General features: G+C 54.4%; 17 protein-coding genes and 2 tRNA genes. 8 read left to right on the top strand and 11 right to left on the bottom strand.

Translation table 11 applies throughout. The features are described 5' to 3' along the window. Positions 1 to 13: 13 nt before the first annotated feature. The 3 genes from petC to AKG35_RS07030 all read right to left on the bottom strand — a co-directional run bounded on the left by petC (position 14) and on the right by AKG35_RS07030 (position 3,522). On the bottom strand, positions 14 to 550 hold the full coding sequence (gene petC / locus AKG35_RS07040) for a cytochrome b6-f complex iron-sulfur subunit (RefSeq protein WP_011825335.1): 537 nt from the start codon (positions 548 to 550) through the stop codon (positions 14 to 16). A 388-nt stretch (positions 551 to 938) separates the two neighbouring features. Continuing rightward, complete coding sequence (gene tatC / locus AKG35_RS07035) at positions 939 to 1,679, bottom strand: twin-arginine translocase subunit TatC (RefSeq protein WP_071818080.1); 741 nt, start codon at positions 1,677 to 1,679, stop codon at positions 939 to 941. Between the two features lie 124 nt (positions 1,680 to 1,803). Continuing rightward, entirely contained in the window at positions 1,804 to 3,522 is a 1,719-nt protein-coding gene (locus AKG35_RS07030; RefSeq protein ID WP_041385131.1) for an NFACT RNA binding domain-containing protein, read from the bottom strand. Between the two features lie 64 nt (positions 3,523 to 3,586). Here AKG35_RS07030 and gmk point away from each other — a divergent pair, with 64 nt between their 5' ends. Continuing rightward, on the top strand, positions 3,587 to 4,156 hold the full coding sequence (gene gmk / locus AKG35_RS07025; protein ID WP_011130686.1) for a guanylate kinase: 570 nt from the start codon (positions 3,587 to 3,589) through the stop codon (positions 4,154 to 4,156). 141 nt (positions 4,157 to 4,297) lie between these two features. Here the strand turns inward: gmk and psaJ are convergent, their stop codons facing one another. Continuing rightward, a complete protein-coding gene (gene psaJ, locus AKG35_RS12390) occupies positions 4,298 to 4,420 on the bottom strand; it encodes a photosystem I reaction center subunit IX (protein ID WP_011130685.1) in 123 nt (40 codons plus the stop codon). 45 nt (positions 4,421 to 4,465) lie between these two features. Continuing rightward, positions 4,466 to 4,978, bottom strand: coding sequence for a photosystem I PsaF protein (subunit III) (locus AKG35_RS07015; protein WP_011130684.1), 513 nt, complete (start codon positions 4,976 to 4,978; stop codon positions 4,466 to 4,468). 77 nt (positions 4,979 to 5,055) lie between these two features. Between AKG35_RS07015 and tsaD the strand changes: the two genes are divergently transcribed. Beyond that, entirely contained in the window at positions 5,056 to 6,126 is a 1,071-nt protein-coding gene (tsaD, locus tag AKG35_RS07010; RefSeq protein ID WP_011130683.1) for a tRNA (adenosine(37)-N6)-threonylcarbamoyltransferase complex transferase subunit TsaD, read from the top strand. 37 nt (positions 6,127 to 6,163) lie between these two features. Continuing rightward, entirely contained in the window at positions 6,164 to 6,367 is a 204-nt protein-coding gene (locus AKG35_RS07005; RefSeq protein WP_011130682.1) for a high light inducible protein, read from the top strand. Positions 6,368 to 6,374: 7 nt separating this feature from the next. On the opposite strand, the gene AKG35_RS07000 is transcribed toward AKG35_RS07005, so the two are convergent. Continuing rightward, positions 6,375 to 7,562 (bottom strand): type IV pilus twitching motility protein PilT, encoded by a 1,188-nt coding sequence (locus AKG35_RS07000; protein WP_328284551.1) that lies wholly within the window; start codon positions 7,560 to 7,562, stop codon positions 6,375 to 6,377. 114 nt (positions 7,563 to 7,676) lie between these two features. Here AKG35_RS07000 and wecB point away from each other — a divergent pair, with 114 nt between their 5' ends. From wecB to AKG35_RS06980, 4 genes are read left to right on the top strand one after another with little or no spacing between them, the layout of a single operon-like run. After that, complete coding sequence (gene wecB, locus AKG35_RS06995; protein ID WP_011130680.1) at positions 7,677 to 8,789, top strand: non-hydrolyzing UDP-N-acetylglucosamine 2-epimerase; 1,113 nt, start codon at positions 7,677 to 7,679, stop codon at positions 8,787 to 8,789. Further along, positions 8,713 to 9,360, top strand: a complete 648-nt coding sequence (locus tag AKG35_RS06990; RefSeq protein WP_011130679.1) for a DUF1643 domain-containing protein — start codon at positions 8,713 to 8,715, stop codon at positions 9,358 to 9,360. The genes wecB and AKG35_RS06990 overlap by 77 nt, the downstream gene beginning before the upstream one ends. Then, on the top strand, positions 9,360 to 9,605 hold the full coding sequence (locus AKG35_RS06985) for a hypothetical protein (protein WP_011130678.1): 246 nt from the start codon (positions 9,360 to 9,362) through the stop codon (positions 9,603 to 9,605). Before AKG35_RS06990 ends, AKG35_RS06985 begins: the two co-directional genes overlap by 1 nt. Further along, positions 9,595 to 10,860, top strand: coding sequence for a cation:proton antiporter (locus AKG35_RS06980; RefSeq protein ID WP_011130677.1), 1,266 nt, complete (start codon positions 9,595 to 9,597; stop codon positions 10,858 to 10,860). The genes AKG35_RS06985 and AKG35_RS06980 overlap by 11 nt, the downstream gene beginning before the upstream one ends. Here the strand turns inward: AKG35_RS06980 and gltX are convergent. From gltX to rplS, 5 genes are all read right to left on the bottom strand, one after another. Continuing rightward, complete coding sequence (gene gltX / locus AKG35_RS06975; RefSeq protein ID WP_011130676.1) at positions 10,810 to 12,240, bottom strand: glutamate--tRNA ligase; 1,431 nt, start codon at positions 12,238 to 12,240, stop codon at positions 10,810 to 10,812. The genes AKG35_RS06980 and gltX overlap by 51 nt on opposite strands. 27 nt (positions 12,241 to 12,267) lie before the next feature. Continuing rightward, positions 12,268 to 12,341 (bottom strand) — tRNA-Asp (locus AKG35_RS06970). Positions 12,342 to 12,622: 281 nt separating this feature from the next. After that, on the bottom strand, positions 12,623 to 12,811 hold the full coding sequence (locus AKG35_RS06965) for a hyperconserved protein Hcp (protein ID WP_006043540.1): 189 nt from the start codon (positions 12,809 to 12,811) through the stop codon (positions 12,623 to 12,625). Between the two features lie 36 nt (positions 12,812 to 12,847). Continuing rightward, positions 12,848 to 12,920, bottom strand: a tRNA-Trp gene (locus AKG35_RS06960). A gap of 63 nt (positions 12,921 to 12,983) precedes the next feature. After that, positions 12,984 to 13,382: a 50S ribosomal protein L19 gene (rplS, locus tag AKG35_RS06955; protein WP_370521001.1), complete on the bottom strand. Its 399-nt coding sequence runs from the start codon at positions 13,380 to 13,382 to the stop codon at positions 12,984 to 12,986. A 622-nt stretch (positions 13,383 to 14,004) separates the two neighbouring features. On the opposite strand from rplS, the gene map reads away from it, so the two are divergent. Then, a complete protein-coding gene (gene map / locus AKG35_RS06950) occupies positions 14,005 to 14,844 on the top strand; it encodes a type I methionyl aminopeptidase (protein WP_011130674.1) in 840 nt (279 codons plus the stop codon). Positions 14,845 to 14,852 lie beyond the last annotated feature (8 nt).

The following is a 14,852-nucleotide window of genomic DNA, read 5'->3' as shown; positions in this document are numbered from 1 at the left end:
TTGGTTGTCAGATTCAGGTCCACCAGGGCTTCTCGCCCGTGCGGAAGTCTGTCTCGGTCCATTGGCTTACAAAGACGTTGTCGTTCTCGACAGCGATGTTGGCCAATGCGAGAGAGAGGGGTGCCGGCCCCCTTACGACCTTTCCGGTGGAGTTGTATTGGCTGCCGTGACACGGGCAGACGAATTTATTAACCCCGCTGTTCCAAGGCACCACGCAGCCGAGGTGGGTGCAGATCGCGTTGATTCCGTAACTGCCAATGGCATCATCACCTTCAACAATCAGGTAGGTGGGATCACCTTTCAGCCCTTGTACAAGGCTGCGGTCACCATCTGAATGGTTCGCAAGCCAGCCGCTTGCTGTGACCGAATTGCCAAGTTCATCCTTGGCGCTCGTGCCACCTCCGCTCCCGGAGGCACGAGGTGGAATGAAGTACTTCACCACTGGATAGAGGGATCCAAGCGCAACGCCAGTCACTGACCCGAAAGTGAGCAGGTTCATGAACTGCCGACGACCCATCCCGGGCACATCACTCGAGGTCATTTGTGTCATGACGGATGTTCGATCTGCGCAGAATGGAGACCATTATGGACTGTGAAGGGCACGTCACGCTTTGCAAAGACTGGGCTTTTCAATGCAATCGTCGCATCATTCTGTGCTTTGGCTAATCCTTGACGATGCTCTGTTGCCTCTAGAGCTAGGAGAGGGAATTGCTTGCTTAAGGAATTGTCGGCAAACTTTTTAAGCCATGCACTTGTTGGTGTGCCGCCAGAGTCTGTACTTGCAGGTGATCTGGGCGTATTTGAGCAGCAATCTTTATGTTCTGGATCAACAGGCTTATCGCAATCATCTCGGCGAGGCGCTTTAGGCGGTCATTCGACTGGGCTTGGCAGAGGTCGTCTGGGAATTGCTGGCGCGCACAACAGAAAGATCAAGCTTCTCAATTTGTGGCTGTAGGAGGCTGGTCGCTTTCGCTTGCAGGCATGTCTGGCCTGAATTGATCAGTTAGCGCCACTAGGCCTACTCCAATCAGGAAAAGGGCTGTAATGGCTCCAGCCAGCAGCAGCATGGTGATTGGATCAGTGGATGGGGTCAATACAGCTCCAGCCAAGGCGGCACCAAGCACGACCCATCGCCAGGCACTCAACATGGGTTGCCAGTGCAATAACCCCAGAATTCCTAATATCAACTGGAGCACAGGTAGCTGAAAGGCCAGGCCGGTAGCCAGCATCAGCAGAAGCACAAAATCGAGATACCGCTCAATTGACCACAGTGGCTCGACTACATCGGCGCCATAACTCACCAGAAACTTCAGAGCTGCTGGTGCTAGGGCCCACCAGGCGAAGGCAAGGCCGGCTAGAAACAAGATCGCTGATCCAGCTACTGCTGGCGCGATCAGACGTCGTTCCCGTTGAGTGAGGCCAGGCAATACAAATCCAAGCCCTTGGTAGAGCACATAGGGCAGTGCAAGTGTTAAGCCTGCGTAGCCTGCCACCTTGATTGAGACGAATAGAAACTCTCCTGGGGCCAGCTGAAGAAAGTGAATGGATCCAGCCGGAGCTTCCAACAGCCGTACGAGCGGCTTCACCATGAGCAGGCAGGCACCTGCCGCTAAAACAACAGCAAGCAGACTGCGCAGCACTCGCTGCCGTAATTCCTCCAGGTGATCAACCAGAGGCATTTCCACGTCGTGGGGTAGTTCGGTGTGCTTGATTCCCTGCTCGACGTGAATCGGGGTAGGGGGTGGAAGAACCGAACCTGTGGGCTGATCGGGACTGGTCAGAACAGGCGCCGCTTGGTTTTCATCAGACTAAGAGTTCTGAGGCAGAGAGGTGTTGAAGCCCTCGGTCTGGTTCAGCCCAGCAAAGGTTTCCGTCCCGGTATCGCACGGTCCCTGGGCCTGCTCCTGGGATTCGCTGCAGGTTGCTTGTGGGCACCATCACCACGGGTACGCGTTGATTGCCTCTAGCACGACTGAAGTGAGCGGCCAGGTCTGCAGCTAGTTGCAGGTCGGCCTCCTCAGCATGGCCATTGGAGGCCTTGAGAACGACATGGCTGCCTGGACATTCCTGGGCATGAAACCAAAGATCACCAGGGCGAGCTTGGCGAAGGCTGATCCAATCGTTTTGGCGGTGGTTGCGACCAACCTGAACGATGAGTCCACCAGGAGTGGTCAGTTCGAGGGGGCTTGGGGGTTGTTGATTGCGACGGCCTCGCTTCTGGCGATTGCGGGATTGAGAGATCAGCAACTCGTCCAGCTCCTGCCGCAACTCCTGCAGCCTTATCGACCGTTCTCGCTGTCCTTCCCAGCTGGTTCCAAGCAGATCTTCCAGAAACATTTCACTGCCTTGGATCAGCTGCAGCCTTTGCTGGTGATGTTCAATCCGTGTTTTCAGCACGGGCACTGAGCGGCGGAATTTTTGAGCTTTTCGGTAGAGCTTTTGGGTTTGGTTGATCAGATCCTTGCTCGGCGAAGGCAGGCAAAGCATGGCGTCGGCTTGTTGTTGAAGAGAATTGCTTTGACTGGTTTCGTTGAGTCGACCCTGTTGTTCGCCAAGGGCCTGCTCCTCTCGTTGTCGCCACTGAAAAAGTCTTTTCTGGAGGTCTTCGGCTAGTTGATTGAGAGATTGGGTTTCAAGATGCCTTCGGTAATAACTCCCGAGAGTGAGGCTGAGCCCATCGGTGAAGGAGGAGGAGGTTGAGGTGTCACAGTCCCAGACGCGGTAGCTGCTTGGACCGTCAAACCTCATCGTGAAGCGCTCTTTCTCAAGACAGTCCAGCCATCGACTCCAGCGGTGGTAAAGGTGTTGCCATTGCTCGTCGGTGATCTCAAGTACTGAAACCTCCAGCAGGGCATGTGCTTTTTTTGCATCGTCGTCAACCAGCTGCAAAGCTAGTGCAGGACTGATGCCTTGGTAACACTGCTGCAGAGCGCTACGTAGCTTGGTTGGCACAAGGCAGAGAATGTCTTTCCAGCGTTTTAGGGATTCCTTTGAGCTTGGTTCTCTGCCTTGCATCGGTGGTGGAGCTACATAGATGTCTGCAGTTCCGATTGGTCTCACTCTTGATTGATGGTTGCGTACCTGGCGTCCAAGGGTGATCACCTGGCGTTGACGATCAAGCAGAAGCAGGTTGCTGTGGCGTCCCATCAGTTCCAGCACAAGAGTGCGCTCGATAGGTTCGCCGGGGCGGTGGGCGAGGCCGCACTCCACCACGCGATCAAATCCTTTCTGTTTCAGTTCAATGAGGGCCATCTGTCGAAGGCCATGTTGAATCTGCTGGGCCAAAGTGCTGCCGCTGCCTAGGCGGGGAGGAGGGGTGATCTTGACCAGTCGGGGACAATCAGCACGCCAACTGAGTTCCAGCCACACAAGACCTTTGAGTGTGCGCAGCCCCAGTTGGAGGGTATGAGGTTCTGGTTGTTGGACCTTTTCGAAGCGGCTTGGCAGCACCTCCTTGCGGAGCTCGCTCAGTACAGCGCGCAAGCTTGAGAGGTCCATGACCTGGAGGGCAGCATGGGCCATCGATTCAGTCGGGACCTGGATTGCACGCAGCCTTCCTACTCTGCGATCCGATTCAATGCAATCAATGGCTTCATCCGCCGCTGAAGGAAAGCTCACGGTGATTACTGGGCCCAGTGGCGTTGGCAAGGGTTCGTTAGTGAAGCAACTCCTAGAGCTCCATCCAGAGATCTGGCTGTCTATTTCGGCGACAACGCGTGAAGCCAGGCAAGGCGAGATTGAGGGCGATCATTACTTCTTCTTGAACCGTGATCGCTTTGCAGAACTGGTTCAAGCTGGCGGTTGTCTTGAATGGGCTGAATTTGCAGGCAATCGATATGGCACCCCACGCCAACCTGTTGAGCAGCAGCTTTCATTAGGCCGTCCGGTTTTGCTTGAGATTGAACTGGAAGGGGCCCGACAGGTGCGGCGCAGTTTCCCTGAAGCTTTTCAGATTTTTTTGGCACCGCCCAGTTTTGAGGAGCTTGAACGACGCATTCGCGGACGGGCCACTGATCCTGAAGAGGCAATTCAGCGACGTTTAGCTAGGGCTAGGGAGGAACTGATGGCTCAGCAGGAGTTTGATGCAGTGGTGATTAATGACAACCTGCAGGTTGCTGTGATTGAGCTGGAGTCTTTGATGGGTCTGAGCTGTTGATGCGAAGACTTTTTCCTGACCTTAAAGCGTTATTTGACAACATAGGCCAATAAAAAAAGCCCCTTTAGAGGGCTTTTTTAAGGGGGTTAGCCAAGAAGCTAATTTGTTTCTTGGCTGTAGTTGGTGATGCTCTTCAGCTCTTCAAAGACCCATTGGGTGGAAGAGAAGATCTGGGTAGAAGCGGTTGAATTCAACAATTATTCCCGCTGTGAGCCATACCCAGAGAACGGCAGCCATTGGCCAGCTTTCGAAGAATTTTCTCATCTTGATAAAGGGGAAAAGGGGTGGTTGTTAAGAGGAGAATATTGCTCAGCGTGGTGAAACTGTGATCTTGTCGTCGCTCTCACGGAGGCTGCCATTTTGGCCTTCAATATGAGCGAGCCACGGCCAGGCGGAAGCTCTCAGCATGCAATTGAAAGCCAGGGTTATATCAAGATGGATCTCATTGTCTAAGGCTGCTTTGTGGCCTTTGGCTTTGATGGCCTGGAGATAAGAACGACCAGCCCAACCAATGATTCCAGCGATGTAGATGAAAATCACCCCTGGGATCATGATTTCGCCTTCATGGCCGCGAATAAAGGACATCGCAAACGGCTCAACTGGCGCTGGGATTAGAGCGTGTGGGAGTCCGTCATCACCGCACAAGGATTTGCTGTAGCGGTCAAAGCGGGCAATGGCCTGTGGAGTGTCTGCAGCACTGGCTCGCTGCTGAAAACGGGCATTCTCAGCGCAAGGGGTTAGGCCAGCTATGTCAGCTTTAGCAACGGGTGCAAAGCCGAGAACCAGCAGAGCCGAGAGCACAACGGCGAAGAGACGACGCATCGGTTTCGATTCCTGTAAGACCTGCTCCGGAACGGCAGGATGTCACAAGTAAAATGTAAATGAGGCTTCCCACAACCATGCCGACGGTGCTTGCCCTCGAAACAAGTTGTGACGAGTCGGCTGCCGCAGTTCTACGTCTAAATAACGGGTGTTTGCAGGTTATCGCTAGCCGAATTGCTTCTCAGGTTGAGAAACATGCCCAGTGGGGAGGCGTGGTACCGGAAGTGGCCTCTCGCTTGCATGTGGAGGCTCTGCCTCATCTTGTAGAGGAGGTTTTGCAGGAGGCGGGACAGTCGATGGCTCGCTTTGATGCTGTAGCGGCAACGGTGACCCCTGGGCTGGCCGGAGCACTGATGGTGGGATCGGTGACAGGCCGATCTTTGGCTGCTCTCCATGCGCTGCCTTTTTTTGGCATTCATCACCTGGAGGGGCATTTGGCTTCAGTGCGCTTGGCGGAACATCCTCCACGCCCTCCTTATCTGGTGCTACTTGTGAGCGGGGGACACACTGAGTTGATTCGGGTCGGGGCAGAGAGTGAGATGGTGCGTCTTGGACGTAGCCATGATGATGCTGCTGGAGAGGCTTTTGACAAAGTTGGTCGTTTGCTCGGTTTGGCCTATCCAGGTGGCCCCGCTATTCAGGCGTTGGCCGCGACTGGAGACTCTGGCAGATTTTCTTTGCCCAAAGGACGGGTCTCTAAGCCTGGTGGTGGATTTCATCCCTACGATTTCTCTTTCAGCGGATTGAAGACCGCCATGCTGCGCCTGGTTCAGGCTCTTTCAGAGGCTGATGAAGACCTGCCCCGCGCAGATCTTGCTGCCAGTTTTGAGCAAGTGGTTGCAGATGTTTTGGTCGAGCGCAGCTTGCTCTGCGCTAATGACCAGGGCCTAAAAACTGTGGTGATGGTTGGAGGAGTCGCTGCTAACCGCCGCCTAAGAGAACTGATGAGCAAACGTGGACAAGAACAGGGAATTGAAGTGCACACGGCACCGCTTCGATACTGCACGGATAATGCCGCCATGATTGGAGCAGCGGCCCTGCAGCGCTTGGTGTCTGGGGTTAATGGCAGCTCTCTTGAGCTGGGAGTGGCAGCCCGATGGCCATTGGACAAAACCGAGGTTTTGTACCATTCACCTCCCCCATTTTGAAGAAGCGAATTAGCTTGACCTTGTCTGCTGTGCAGCGATGGCTTCTGAATCTCCACTTGATTCCAACACCTCTGCGGAACCTGTCAGTAGTGAAGAGCTAAACGCTTGGCGACGAGGGTTCACTCCACAGGCCGAGATCTGGAATGGTCGTATGGCAATGGCGGGATTGATTATTGGGATCAGTGTGTTGTTGTTGTTGCGTCTAGTGATGCCTGCTGATTGCAGAGCCTGGCTGAATTAGGTGTGGTTCAATTCCGGCCACGAATGCTTTGGGCTAGTTCGTTGGGCTTAAAGCTTGCGGCGACTGCCATCTCTGGTTCTACCCGGCCACTATCGACAAGATTCAGCAATGATTGATTGGCTGTGATCATGCCATCAAAGCTGCTGCGTTCCATGATCTCCTCAACATCCTCAAGTGCTCCTCTTTGGATGTAGTCCTTGCAAGCATCGGTATTAATCAGGATGTCGTGGTAGGCAGCTCGCTTGTTGTCGGTTGTTCGGATCAACCCTTGGGCAATCACCCCCAGCAGTGATTCTGAAAGGGAGCGACGCATGCTCTCTTGATCTTCTGGGGCATACATGCCCAGGACTCGCTCAATGGTCTTGACTGCCGAATTGGTATGCAGAGTGCCAAACACCAGGTGCCCCGTTTGGGAGGCCTCAATCGCTGTGGCCAGGGTTTCTTGATCACGGATCTCACCGATCAGGATCACATCTGGGTCTTCTCGTAGGGCTGCTTTCAGGGCGTTGTGGAACTTCAGGGTGTGTTTCCCCAGTTCTCGATGTTTGACAAGGGATTGCTTGCTCTTGTGTACAAACTCCACAGGATCCTCGATGGTGAGGATGTGGCGGGGTTGATTTCTATTGATCCAGTCGATCATGGCTGCCAGGGTGGTGCTTTTCCCTGACCCGGTTGAGCCGGTCACCAAGACAAGTCCTTTCGGCTTGGATGAGAGGCCCTTCAGTACATCAGGGAGTTGCAGTTGCTCAAGGGTGAGAATTGTTTGGGGAATGATGCGAAGCACCATCGCTGGTCCCGTGAGGGAATCCAGCAGATTGATCCGGACTCTTGCGAAGGGAAAGGCATGGGAGCCGTCGAATTCTTTGCTTCTAAAGAATTCATCGATCTGATTCGCGGAGAGGATCTCTTGCAACCAGCTTTGAAATCTTTCTGGATCGGTTACAGGCCAATCTGTGCTTTGCATTTCGCCGCGGTCTCGGAAACGGGGCACTTCGCCAACGCCTAGGTGTACATCGGAATGTCCTTCTTGATAGGCGATTCGTACGATCTCCTCCAAGTTGGGAGAGACCCCAGGCGTGGCTCCAGCGAATGGGGTTAATCCCTCTGTAGAAGATCTTGATATCGGCTCCGCCGACTGAGAGGCGGACTTTGGTGCTTGAGGGGGGAAGTTGGGCGGAAAGACCAGTTGACTCACGAGGGGATTGTGGCCGCTCTCTTCAGCTTCGTCACGGCGAAGCTCTTGGCAAGTCCGTGCGCACTTTTGGTGATCAGCAAGCACTCTTAGGATCCTTTCAAGATTGCTTCTGTTATGGCTGGCTTGCCCCGCGTCACGATCGTGCTGGGCACCCGTCCAGAGGCGATCAAGTTGGCACCGGTGATTCAGGCGTTTCAGGCCTGTGACGCTTTGACGACGCGAGTTGTGCTTACTGGCCAGCACCGCGAGATGGTTGCTCAGGTCATGGATCTATTTGGTCTTTCAGCCAATCATGATCTCGATCTGATGGCCCCTCTGCAGACCCTCACTCACGTGACCTGTGCAGCATTGCAAGGCCTCAAGGATGAATTCAAGGCCTACCCTCCCCAGCTGGTGCTTGTCCAGGGAGATACCACTACAGCATTTGCAGCTGCCCTTGCTGCTTTTTATGAGCAGATTCCGGTTGGTCATGTTGAGGCTGGTTTGCGCACAGACAACCTTTTAGATCCGTTTCCTGAAGAGGCCAACCGGCGCCTGATTTCTCAGATCTCCCAGCTTCACTTCGCTCCAACGCCTCGCTCTCAGGCCAATCTGACCAGTTCAGGGGTTGTTGGTCAGATCTTTGTTACGGGCAACACAGTGATTGATGCTCTTTTGTTGATGGCAGAGCAGGCGCCGCCTATCGAATTTGATGGTCTCGACTGGGCGCATCAGCGCGTCATTTTGGCCACCGTGCATCGACGGGAGAATTGGGGAGATCGGCTTCAAGACATTGCCCAGGGCATGAGAAGGGTTCTTGACCTCCATCCCGACACGGCTTTACTTCTGCCTTTGCATCGCAATCCAACCGTTCGAGAACCAATGCAGGCCCTTTTGGGGACCCATCCGAGGGTGGTACTCACCGAGCCTCTCGATTACGACCGTTTGGTTGCTGCGATGAGGGCCTGCACGCTTCTGCTCACTGATTCTGGTGGGCTCCAAGAAGAAGCTCCTGCACTGGGTAAGCCAGTTTTGGTTTTGAGACGGACCACCGAACGACCAGAGGCTGTTGAAGCGGGTACGGCCAGGCTGGTTGGTACCGATCCGGAGATGATCGTGACTGAGACAGCTTCCTTGCTTGATGATTCAAGCGCCTACGAGGCGATGGCACGTGCTGTCAATCCCTTCGGCGACGGTCAGGCCAGCCGTCGCATTCTTGAGGCAAGTTGTGCATTCCTGGGCGTCTGAGGCTGCCTTTAGTTCTTGTGGTCACTACCGCTGGTGGTTGAAGCGCAGCCTTGGGCAATGCGAACGCACGTTGCTTTTCATTGGCTTGAATCCCTCCACCGCTACAGCGTCAGAGGATGATCCAACCTTGCGGCGGTTGCTGGGGTTTTGCCGCTCCTGGGGTTATGGACACCTTTTTGTTGTGAATCTATTTGCGCGGATCAGTCAATCCCCAGCGCTGCTTAGGCACTGTGCTGATCCGATTGGTGATGCAAATGATGATCAGCTTTTGACTCGGGCACGCCAGTGGTCTGAGAGCCCTAATTGGGACCTTTGGTTTGGTTGGGGGTGCGGTGGAACTTTGCGTCGACGTGATCTTGCCGTCCAGGCTTTGTTGGAGCGTCATCGCCAGAACCGCATCAGCAATATCCCTGATGCTCGCGGCCCTCTCTCGCTTGGTTTGACGCGTGAGGGACACCCCTGCCATCCCCTTTACATGCCTGGCAAAGAGGTCCTTCGACCATTCAATTGGGCAAGTGGGGCAACTATCGGCCATCCTGAGTTGATGGACCTTGGTATTACGGTTCACTGATGACACGCACCCCACGCCGCTATGCGGTGTACCTCCATCTCTCCGGGGGGCAGACCGAAGAGGTTCATTTCCCTACTCTTGAGACGTTTCAGCAGTGGTATCAGGGAATCGTCAACGCCTCAGGCAGTGGGGGGTTCGTGAACGTACCGCTTAGCGAGCTCGATGGAGAGTATCTGGTGGTGCGTCCAGAGGCTGTGATCGGTGTGAGAGTGGAACCTCAGTTCGCAGCCCTCGATGACACCTGAGCGGTTAGGCCTGCTTTGGGGGATCACCGTCTTTGCAGGTGCCGGAGCTCGGATTTTGTCTGCTCTCTCTGGCCTTCCTGGTGTGGTGCTGTTGTTGCTATCTGGCCTGCTGATTGGTCGATCGGGCCTTGGTTTGGTTGAACCGCTAGATCTTGGTCAAGGACTTGAGACGATCGTTGGTCTGCTTGTGAGCCTTGTGCTCTTTGACGGTGGTCTCAATCTGCGCCTCCCTGGCGACACCATCAAGTCAACGGTGCTGCGCATCTTGCTGATCCGACTAGTGATTTCACTGGCCGCGGGTCTGTTGGCGGCGCATTGGCTGGCTGGTTTGGGTTGGTCAGTGGCAGCGGTTTACAGCGCCATCGTGCTGGCTACTGGTCCGACTGTTGTGACCCCGTTGGTGCAGCAGATCCGTTTAGCTTCTCCTCTAGGGGATGTCCTTGAGGCAGAGGGATTGGTGCTTGAGCCAGTGGGTGCTGTGCTGGCCTTGCTTTTGCTGGAGTTATTGCTGGGCGATTTGCACGGTTGGCGGGAGGTTGCCTTCGGGTTGCTGGCCCGCCTGGGTGGAGGCGTGTTGATGGGGGCTGCTGCTGGTTGGCTTTTGTCAGAGGGATTGCGGCGTTTAAAACCGGACCCTTCGGTAGGGCTGAGGTTGCAGCTCACCTTGGGTGTGTTGTTCCTCTTGTACGCAGTTTGTGAATGGTTGTTGCCGGAGTCGGGATTGCCGGCTTCTGTAGCAGCGGGGGTGGTGGTCGGTCGCAGGCCTGTTACCCAGTCCGATCAGCTCGATGAGTTGATCCGGGAGCTGGCCCGTCTTGCTATCACAATGTTATTTCCACTTTTGGCTGCTGATGTCTCATGGGGTGAGCTAAGTCCGCTTGGCTGGGGGGGGGTCAGTTGTGTCCTCGTACTGATGTTGGTTGTGCGTCCTGTTGCTGTAAGCCTGGCGACGATTGGCTTGCCTCTTGATTTCAGGCAGCGATTGTTTCTTGGTTGGCTTGCACCACGTGGGATTGTTACGGCCGCCGTGGCCTCTTTGTTTGCGATTCGCCTTGAGCAGGCTGGGATTTTAGGAGCCGGTCGGTTGCAAGGTTTGGTCTTTCTCACCATCCTGATGACAGTTGGCATTCAAGGCCTCACGGCCCAGCCGCTGGCCAAGGCCCTGGGTTTAATCGCTCCTGAAGATTCAAACGAAGACGACTGCTCAGAGACAACGACGCAGCCTGTTCAAGTCTTGCCCGATCCTGGCCAGTAATCCCCATGTTGTGATTAGGTCTGGCCCTTGTAGGCGGCCTAGAAGCGCAGCTCTGAGGCTTTTCATGATCACACCTTTTTTGACGTTGGCAGCCTGAGCAGCATTCGTTAGCAGTTGTTGTGCTTGCTTGACATCAAAACCGTCCCAGGAAGTGCGATCCAGCTGATCGAGAAGATTGCTAAGGCCTGCCTTGGCTCCGTCCACGGCAAGTTGTTCCAGGCCATCAGCTTGCAGCGTTGGTTCTTCGAAAAAAGGGCGAGCTTGATCGACACCATCCTTGAGCAGTGTCAGCGATGGTCCAAGCAGCTCGGCTAGATCCAAACACCAGTTTTCTTCTGGTAGAGCCCAGCCAGCCTTAGACCACAAGGGTTTGAGTTCATGCAACAGTTGATCTTTAGGCAAGTCATGTAGCACTTGAGAGTTGAGCCAGTTGAGTTTGTCCCAGTCAAACTTTGCTCCTGCTTTATTGACTCGGTCAAAACTGAAGACGGTTGCAGCTTGCTGAAGAGTGAACCGTTCGTCAGTCCCTTCGGGGACTGACCAACCCAGCAGGGACATGTAGTTGGCCATAGCTTCGGCTGTGTACCCCATGGCTTGGAAGTCACTGATCGAGGTCACTCCATCCCGCTTGGAGAGTTTGCGTCCTTCGGAATTGAGAATGAGCGGGGTATGGGCGAATTGAGGTATTGGTAATCCAAGGGCCTCATAGATCAGCAGTTGTTTGGCCGTGTTTGCGATGTGATCTTCGCCGCGGATCACATGCGAGATACTCATGGCGGCGTCATCAACCACCACAACAAGGTTGTAGAGCGGGTCTCCAATTTCCTTGGCTGGAGCCCGACGTGAGATCACCATGTCGCCGCCCAAATCTGATCCCTTCCAGTGCATTGGACCGCGCACCAGGTCCTTCCAACTGATGGTCGCATCATCATCGATACGGAAGCGCACCACGGCAGTTCTACCTTCAGATTGGAAGGCGGCTTCTTGCTCGGGATTGAGATCTCGGTGACGGTTGTCGTAGCGAGGGGCCTTGCCCTGGGCCTTTTGTGTTTCTCGCATGGCCTCCAGTTCAGTCTCGCTGGCGTAGCAGCGGTAGGCCAGGTCACGATCGAGCAGCTTTTGGATTGCTGCGCGATGGTCATCCACATGCTGGCTTTGAATGATGGGCTGTTCATCCCAGTTGAGGCCAAGCCACTTCAGACCTTCGAGGATGTTGGTGGTGAATTCTGGCTTGGATCGTTCTTTGTCGGTGTCCTCGATGCGCAAGAGGAATTGTCCTCCCTGATGGCGTGCAAAGAGCCAGTTGAAAACTGCCGTTCTTGCCGTGCCGATGTGAAGTGTGCCTGTTGGACTCGGGGCCAGCCGAACGCGCACCTTCACAATGACTCTCAGGATTAGGAATAAGAACGGGACCGACGGGGTTCGAACCCGCAACTTCCGCCGTGACAGGGCGGTGCTCTAACCAATTGAACTACGGTCCCAGATGAGTTCAGGTCCAGTCGGGAGCTCGCCGCATGGAAGCTGACCTGTGTCGCTTATGCGACCAAGAAAGTATCAACCTCTGCCCTGCCTGCCGTCAACTCGCTGGCGGTGGTCTTGTGATCCTTTTGAGGATGGATCGATTCGAATGAAATTGAAGACTTCGGATCTGCTTTTTGGGACGCTTGTTCTCGATGACGAAATAAAGACATCCCTAGTGGTGTTTTAGGTAGGGAACTCAGATAGAGAGCAAGTCGAAAAGTTGGAATCACTGTCCCTCTGATTAGGGACGGAATCCTGCGGGTTCGATTAGGCGTACTTGGTTCCCGCGGGCTGTGAATTCGCGTCCCTGATCGCTTTGCACGACCACACGACCACCAGATTTGACTCGAATGACGCGTGCACGAACCCAACCAAGAGCGGCTGACTCGAGCACTTTGACGACATCACCAGGTTGAAGATCTAACTCCATTCTCGGAACGAGGAAACTGCAGGATGGGCCATCGGACGCGCCGTGGAGGACTTGAACCCCCGACATCAGGTTTTGGAGACCTGCGTTCTACCAACTGAACTAACGGCGCAAGGCGATGGACCCGTCGACCATCAAAGAGGTGATGGTATTTGGATTGAACGAGGCCGAAACCTCAGCGGTCGAAGCGCTGCTTCACGCGGGTGGCCTTACCCACCCGTTCCCGCAGATAGAAAAGCTTCGCTCTTCGCACTTTACCTCGCCGCTCCACCTTGATGGAGGCCACCTGAGGGCTATGCAGCATGAAAACACGCTCGACACCGATGCCTTGGAAGATCCTGCGCACGGTGATGGTTTCATGAATTCCGCCGTGGCGCTTTGCAATAACAACACCCTCATAGGGTTGGATCCGTTCCTTATTGCCTTCACTGATGCGTACTCCTACTCGGACGGTGTCTCCCACGTAGATGTCATTTAAATCACTTTTCTGCTGTGAGGCCTCGAACTCTTTGATCAGGGCGTCAGGGCTGAGCCTGACGTTTGGGGCACTTTTGCTTGTTACATCAGTCACCATGGCTGAGCTGTTCTCAATTGCTGTTGCCGTTTCAGTGTTGTCTTCGCTCATGGAGGTGTCTTTCGAATCCGCCGTCATCCCAGCTCCGGGTTAACTAGCCAAACGACAACTCTACCTGCTGATCATTCTTGCCTTGAGTAGTTTTGCCATTGCTTGGCGGTGAAAGCTCCTTAGTCGATGCTTGGCCATTGCGAGGGGTCAGCTCACAAGCTTTCTGGGAATTTCACTTAGTCAGGAAGCCTTCGGCAGCATTCTTGCGCCTGTGATCAGTATCCATAGCAGTTAAAGGGCATGGCGTAGAACCTCCTTTAGCTCAGCTTGGGAGCAGGACATTCACCTTCATGCACGGTGGTCATTCTTAGCCAATGACTTTGTTTATCGGACATTTCTTGCCAGTGACGCAACAAGGGATATGTGCCTCATGAATTCATCTTGTGATCAGCAAAGAAATCACCACTCATGGACCCAGCAAGCCAGCGATGCGGCTAGCAGGGTTGCTTGAAGCGGTTCATTCGCGCCGTTCCTAGGACAAAGATTGATAGCGTGACGAATGGAAAGATGGAAGTCGGGCAGAGCCGATAACCGTTCATTTGATTTCTCATATCAGTTTTTCTTCAGCCCTATGAACCTCTTCGCTGATCTGCTGGCCTCAACTTCAGAGGCGCGCGCAACGGCTACAGGGCCTCGAATACAACAGCGTCGAGGAGTGGAAATCAAGTCTTCAAGGGAGTTGGCGATCATGCGCAAGGCAAGCCACATCGTGGCCACGGTTCTGCGCGAGATCATGGAGATGGCCGAGCCTGGCCAGACGACTGCTGATCTTGACGTTTATGCCGAGCGCAGGATTCGTGAGATGGGCGCAACCCCTAGTTTCAAGGGCTATCACGGCTTCCCTGCCTCGATCTGCGCGAGCATCAACAATGAAGTTGTGCATGGCATTCCAGGCCCTAAGCGAGTGATCAAGTCCGGGGATCTTCTCAAAGTCGACACCGGGGCTTACTACGAGGGATATCACGGTGACAGTTGCATCACCATTTGCGTTGGGGAGGTGCCTGAATCTGGGCAGAAACTTAGTCGCGTGGCCCAAGAGTCCTTGATGGCAGGGCTCTCTAAGATTCGAGCCGGCAACACTCTTCTTGATATCGCAGGAGCTGTTGAGGATCATGTCAAGGCTCATGGCTACAGCGTGGTGGAGGATTACACCGGCCACGGTGTGGGTCGTAACTTGCATGAAGAGCCTTCCGTTTTCAACTTCCGCACGGATGACTTGCCCAATATCACTTTGCGTTCAGGGATGACTTTGGCCGTCGAGCCGATACTCAATGCTGGCAGTAAGGCTTGCCGCACACTTAAAGATCGCTGGACTGTTGTGACTCAAGACGGCAGTCTTTCGGCTCAGTGGGAGCACACCATCGTGGTCACCTCAGATGGCTGCGACATCCTCACTGATCGGGGCGACTAATGCTGGAG

This window comes from Prochlorococcus marinus str. MIT 9313 (assembly GCF_000011485.1).
Lineage (GTDB): Bacteria > Cyanobacteriota > Cyanobacteriia > PCC-6307 > Cyanobiaceae > Prochlorococcus > Prochlorococcus marinus_D.
Note: the sequence above shows the minus strand (reverse complement) of the source record. Positions and strands in the feature narration are given on the sequence as shown.

Coding starts and splice junctions, on each gene's coding strand:
- petC (WP_011825335.1), bottom strand. CDS start 550: ATGACACAAATGACCTCGAGTGATGTGCCCGGGATGGGTCGTCGGCAG.
- tatC (WP_071818080.1), bottom strand. CDS start 1,679: ATGCCTCTGGTTGATCACCTGGAGGAATTACGGCAGCGAGTGCTGCGC.
- AKG35_RS07030 (WP_041385131.1), bottom strand. CDS start 3,522: ATGGCCCATGCTGCCCTCCAGGTCATGGACCTCTCAAGCTTGCGCGCT.
- gmk (WP_011130686.1), top strand. CDS start 3,587: ATGGCTTCATCCGCCGCTGAAGGAAAGCTCACGGTGATTACTGGGCCC.
- psaJ (WP_011130685.1), bottom strand. CDS start 4,420: ATGAGAAAATTCTTCGAAAGCTGGCCAATGGCTGCCGTTCTCTGGGTA.
- AKG35_RS07015 (WP_011130684.1), bottom strand. CDS start 4,978: ATGCGTCGTCTCTTCGCCGTTGTGCTCTCGGCTCTGCTGGTTCTCGGC.
- tsaD (WP_011130683.1), top strand. CDS start 5,056: ATGCCGACGGTGCTTGCCCTCGAAACAAGTTGTGACGAGTCGGCTGCC.
- AKG35_RS07005 (WP_011130682.1), top strand. CDS start 6,164: ATGGCTTCTGAATCTCCACTTGATTCCAACACCTCTGCGGAACCTGTC.
- wecB (WP_011130680.1), top strand. CDS start 7,677: ATGGCTGGCTTGCCCCGCGTCACGATCGTGCTGGGCACCCGTCCAGAG.
- AKG35_RS06985 (WP_011130678.1), top strand. CDS start 9,360: ATGACACGCACCCCACGCCGCTATGCGGTGTACCTCCATCTCTCCGGG.
- AKG35_RS06980 (WP_011130677.1), top strand. CDS start 9,595: ATGACACCTGAGCGGTTAGGCCTGCTTTGGGGGATCACCGTCTTTGCA.
- AKG35_RS06965 (WP_006043540.1), bottom strand. CDS start 12,811: ATGGAGTTAGATCTTCAACCTGGTGATGTCGTCAAAGTGCTCGAGTCA.
- rplS (WP_370521001.1), bottom strand. CDS start 13,382: ATGGTGACTGATGTAACAAGCAAAAGTGCCCCAAACGTCAGGCTCAGC.
- map (WP_011130674.1), top strand. CDS start 14,005: ATGAACCTCTTCGCTGATCTGCTGGCCTCAACTTCAGAGGCGCGCGCA.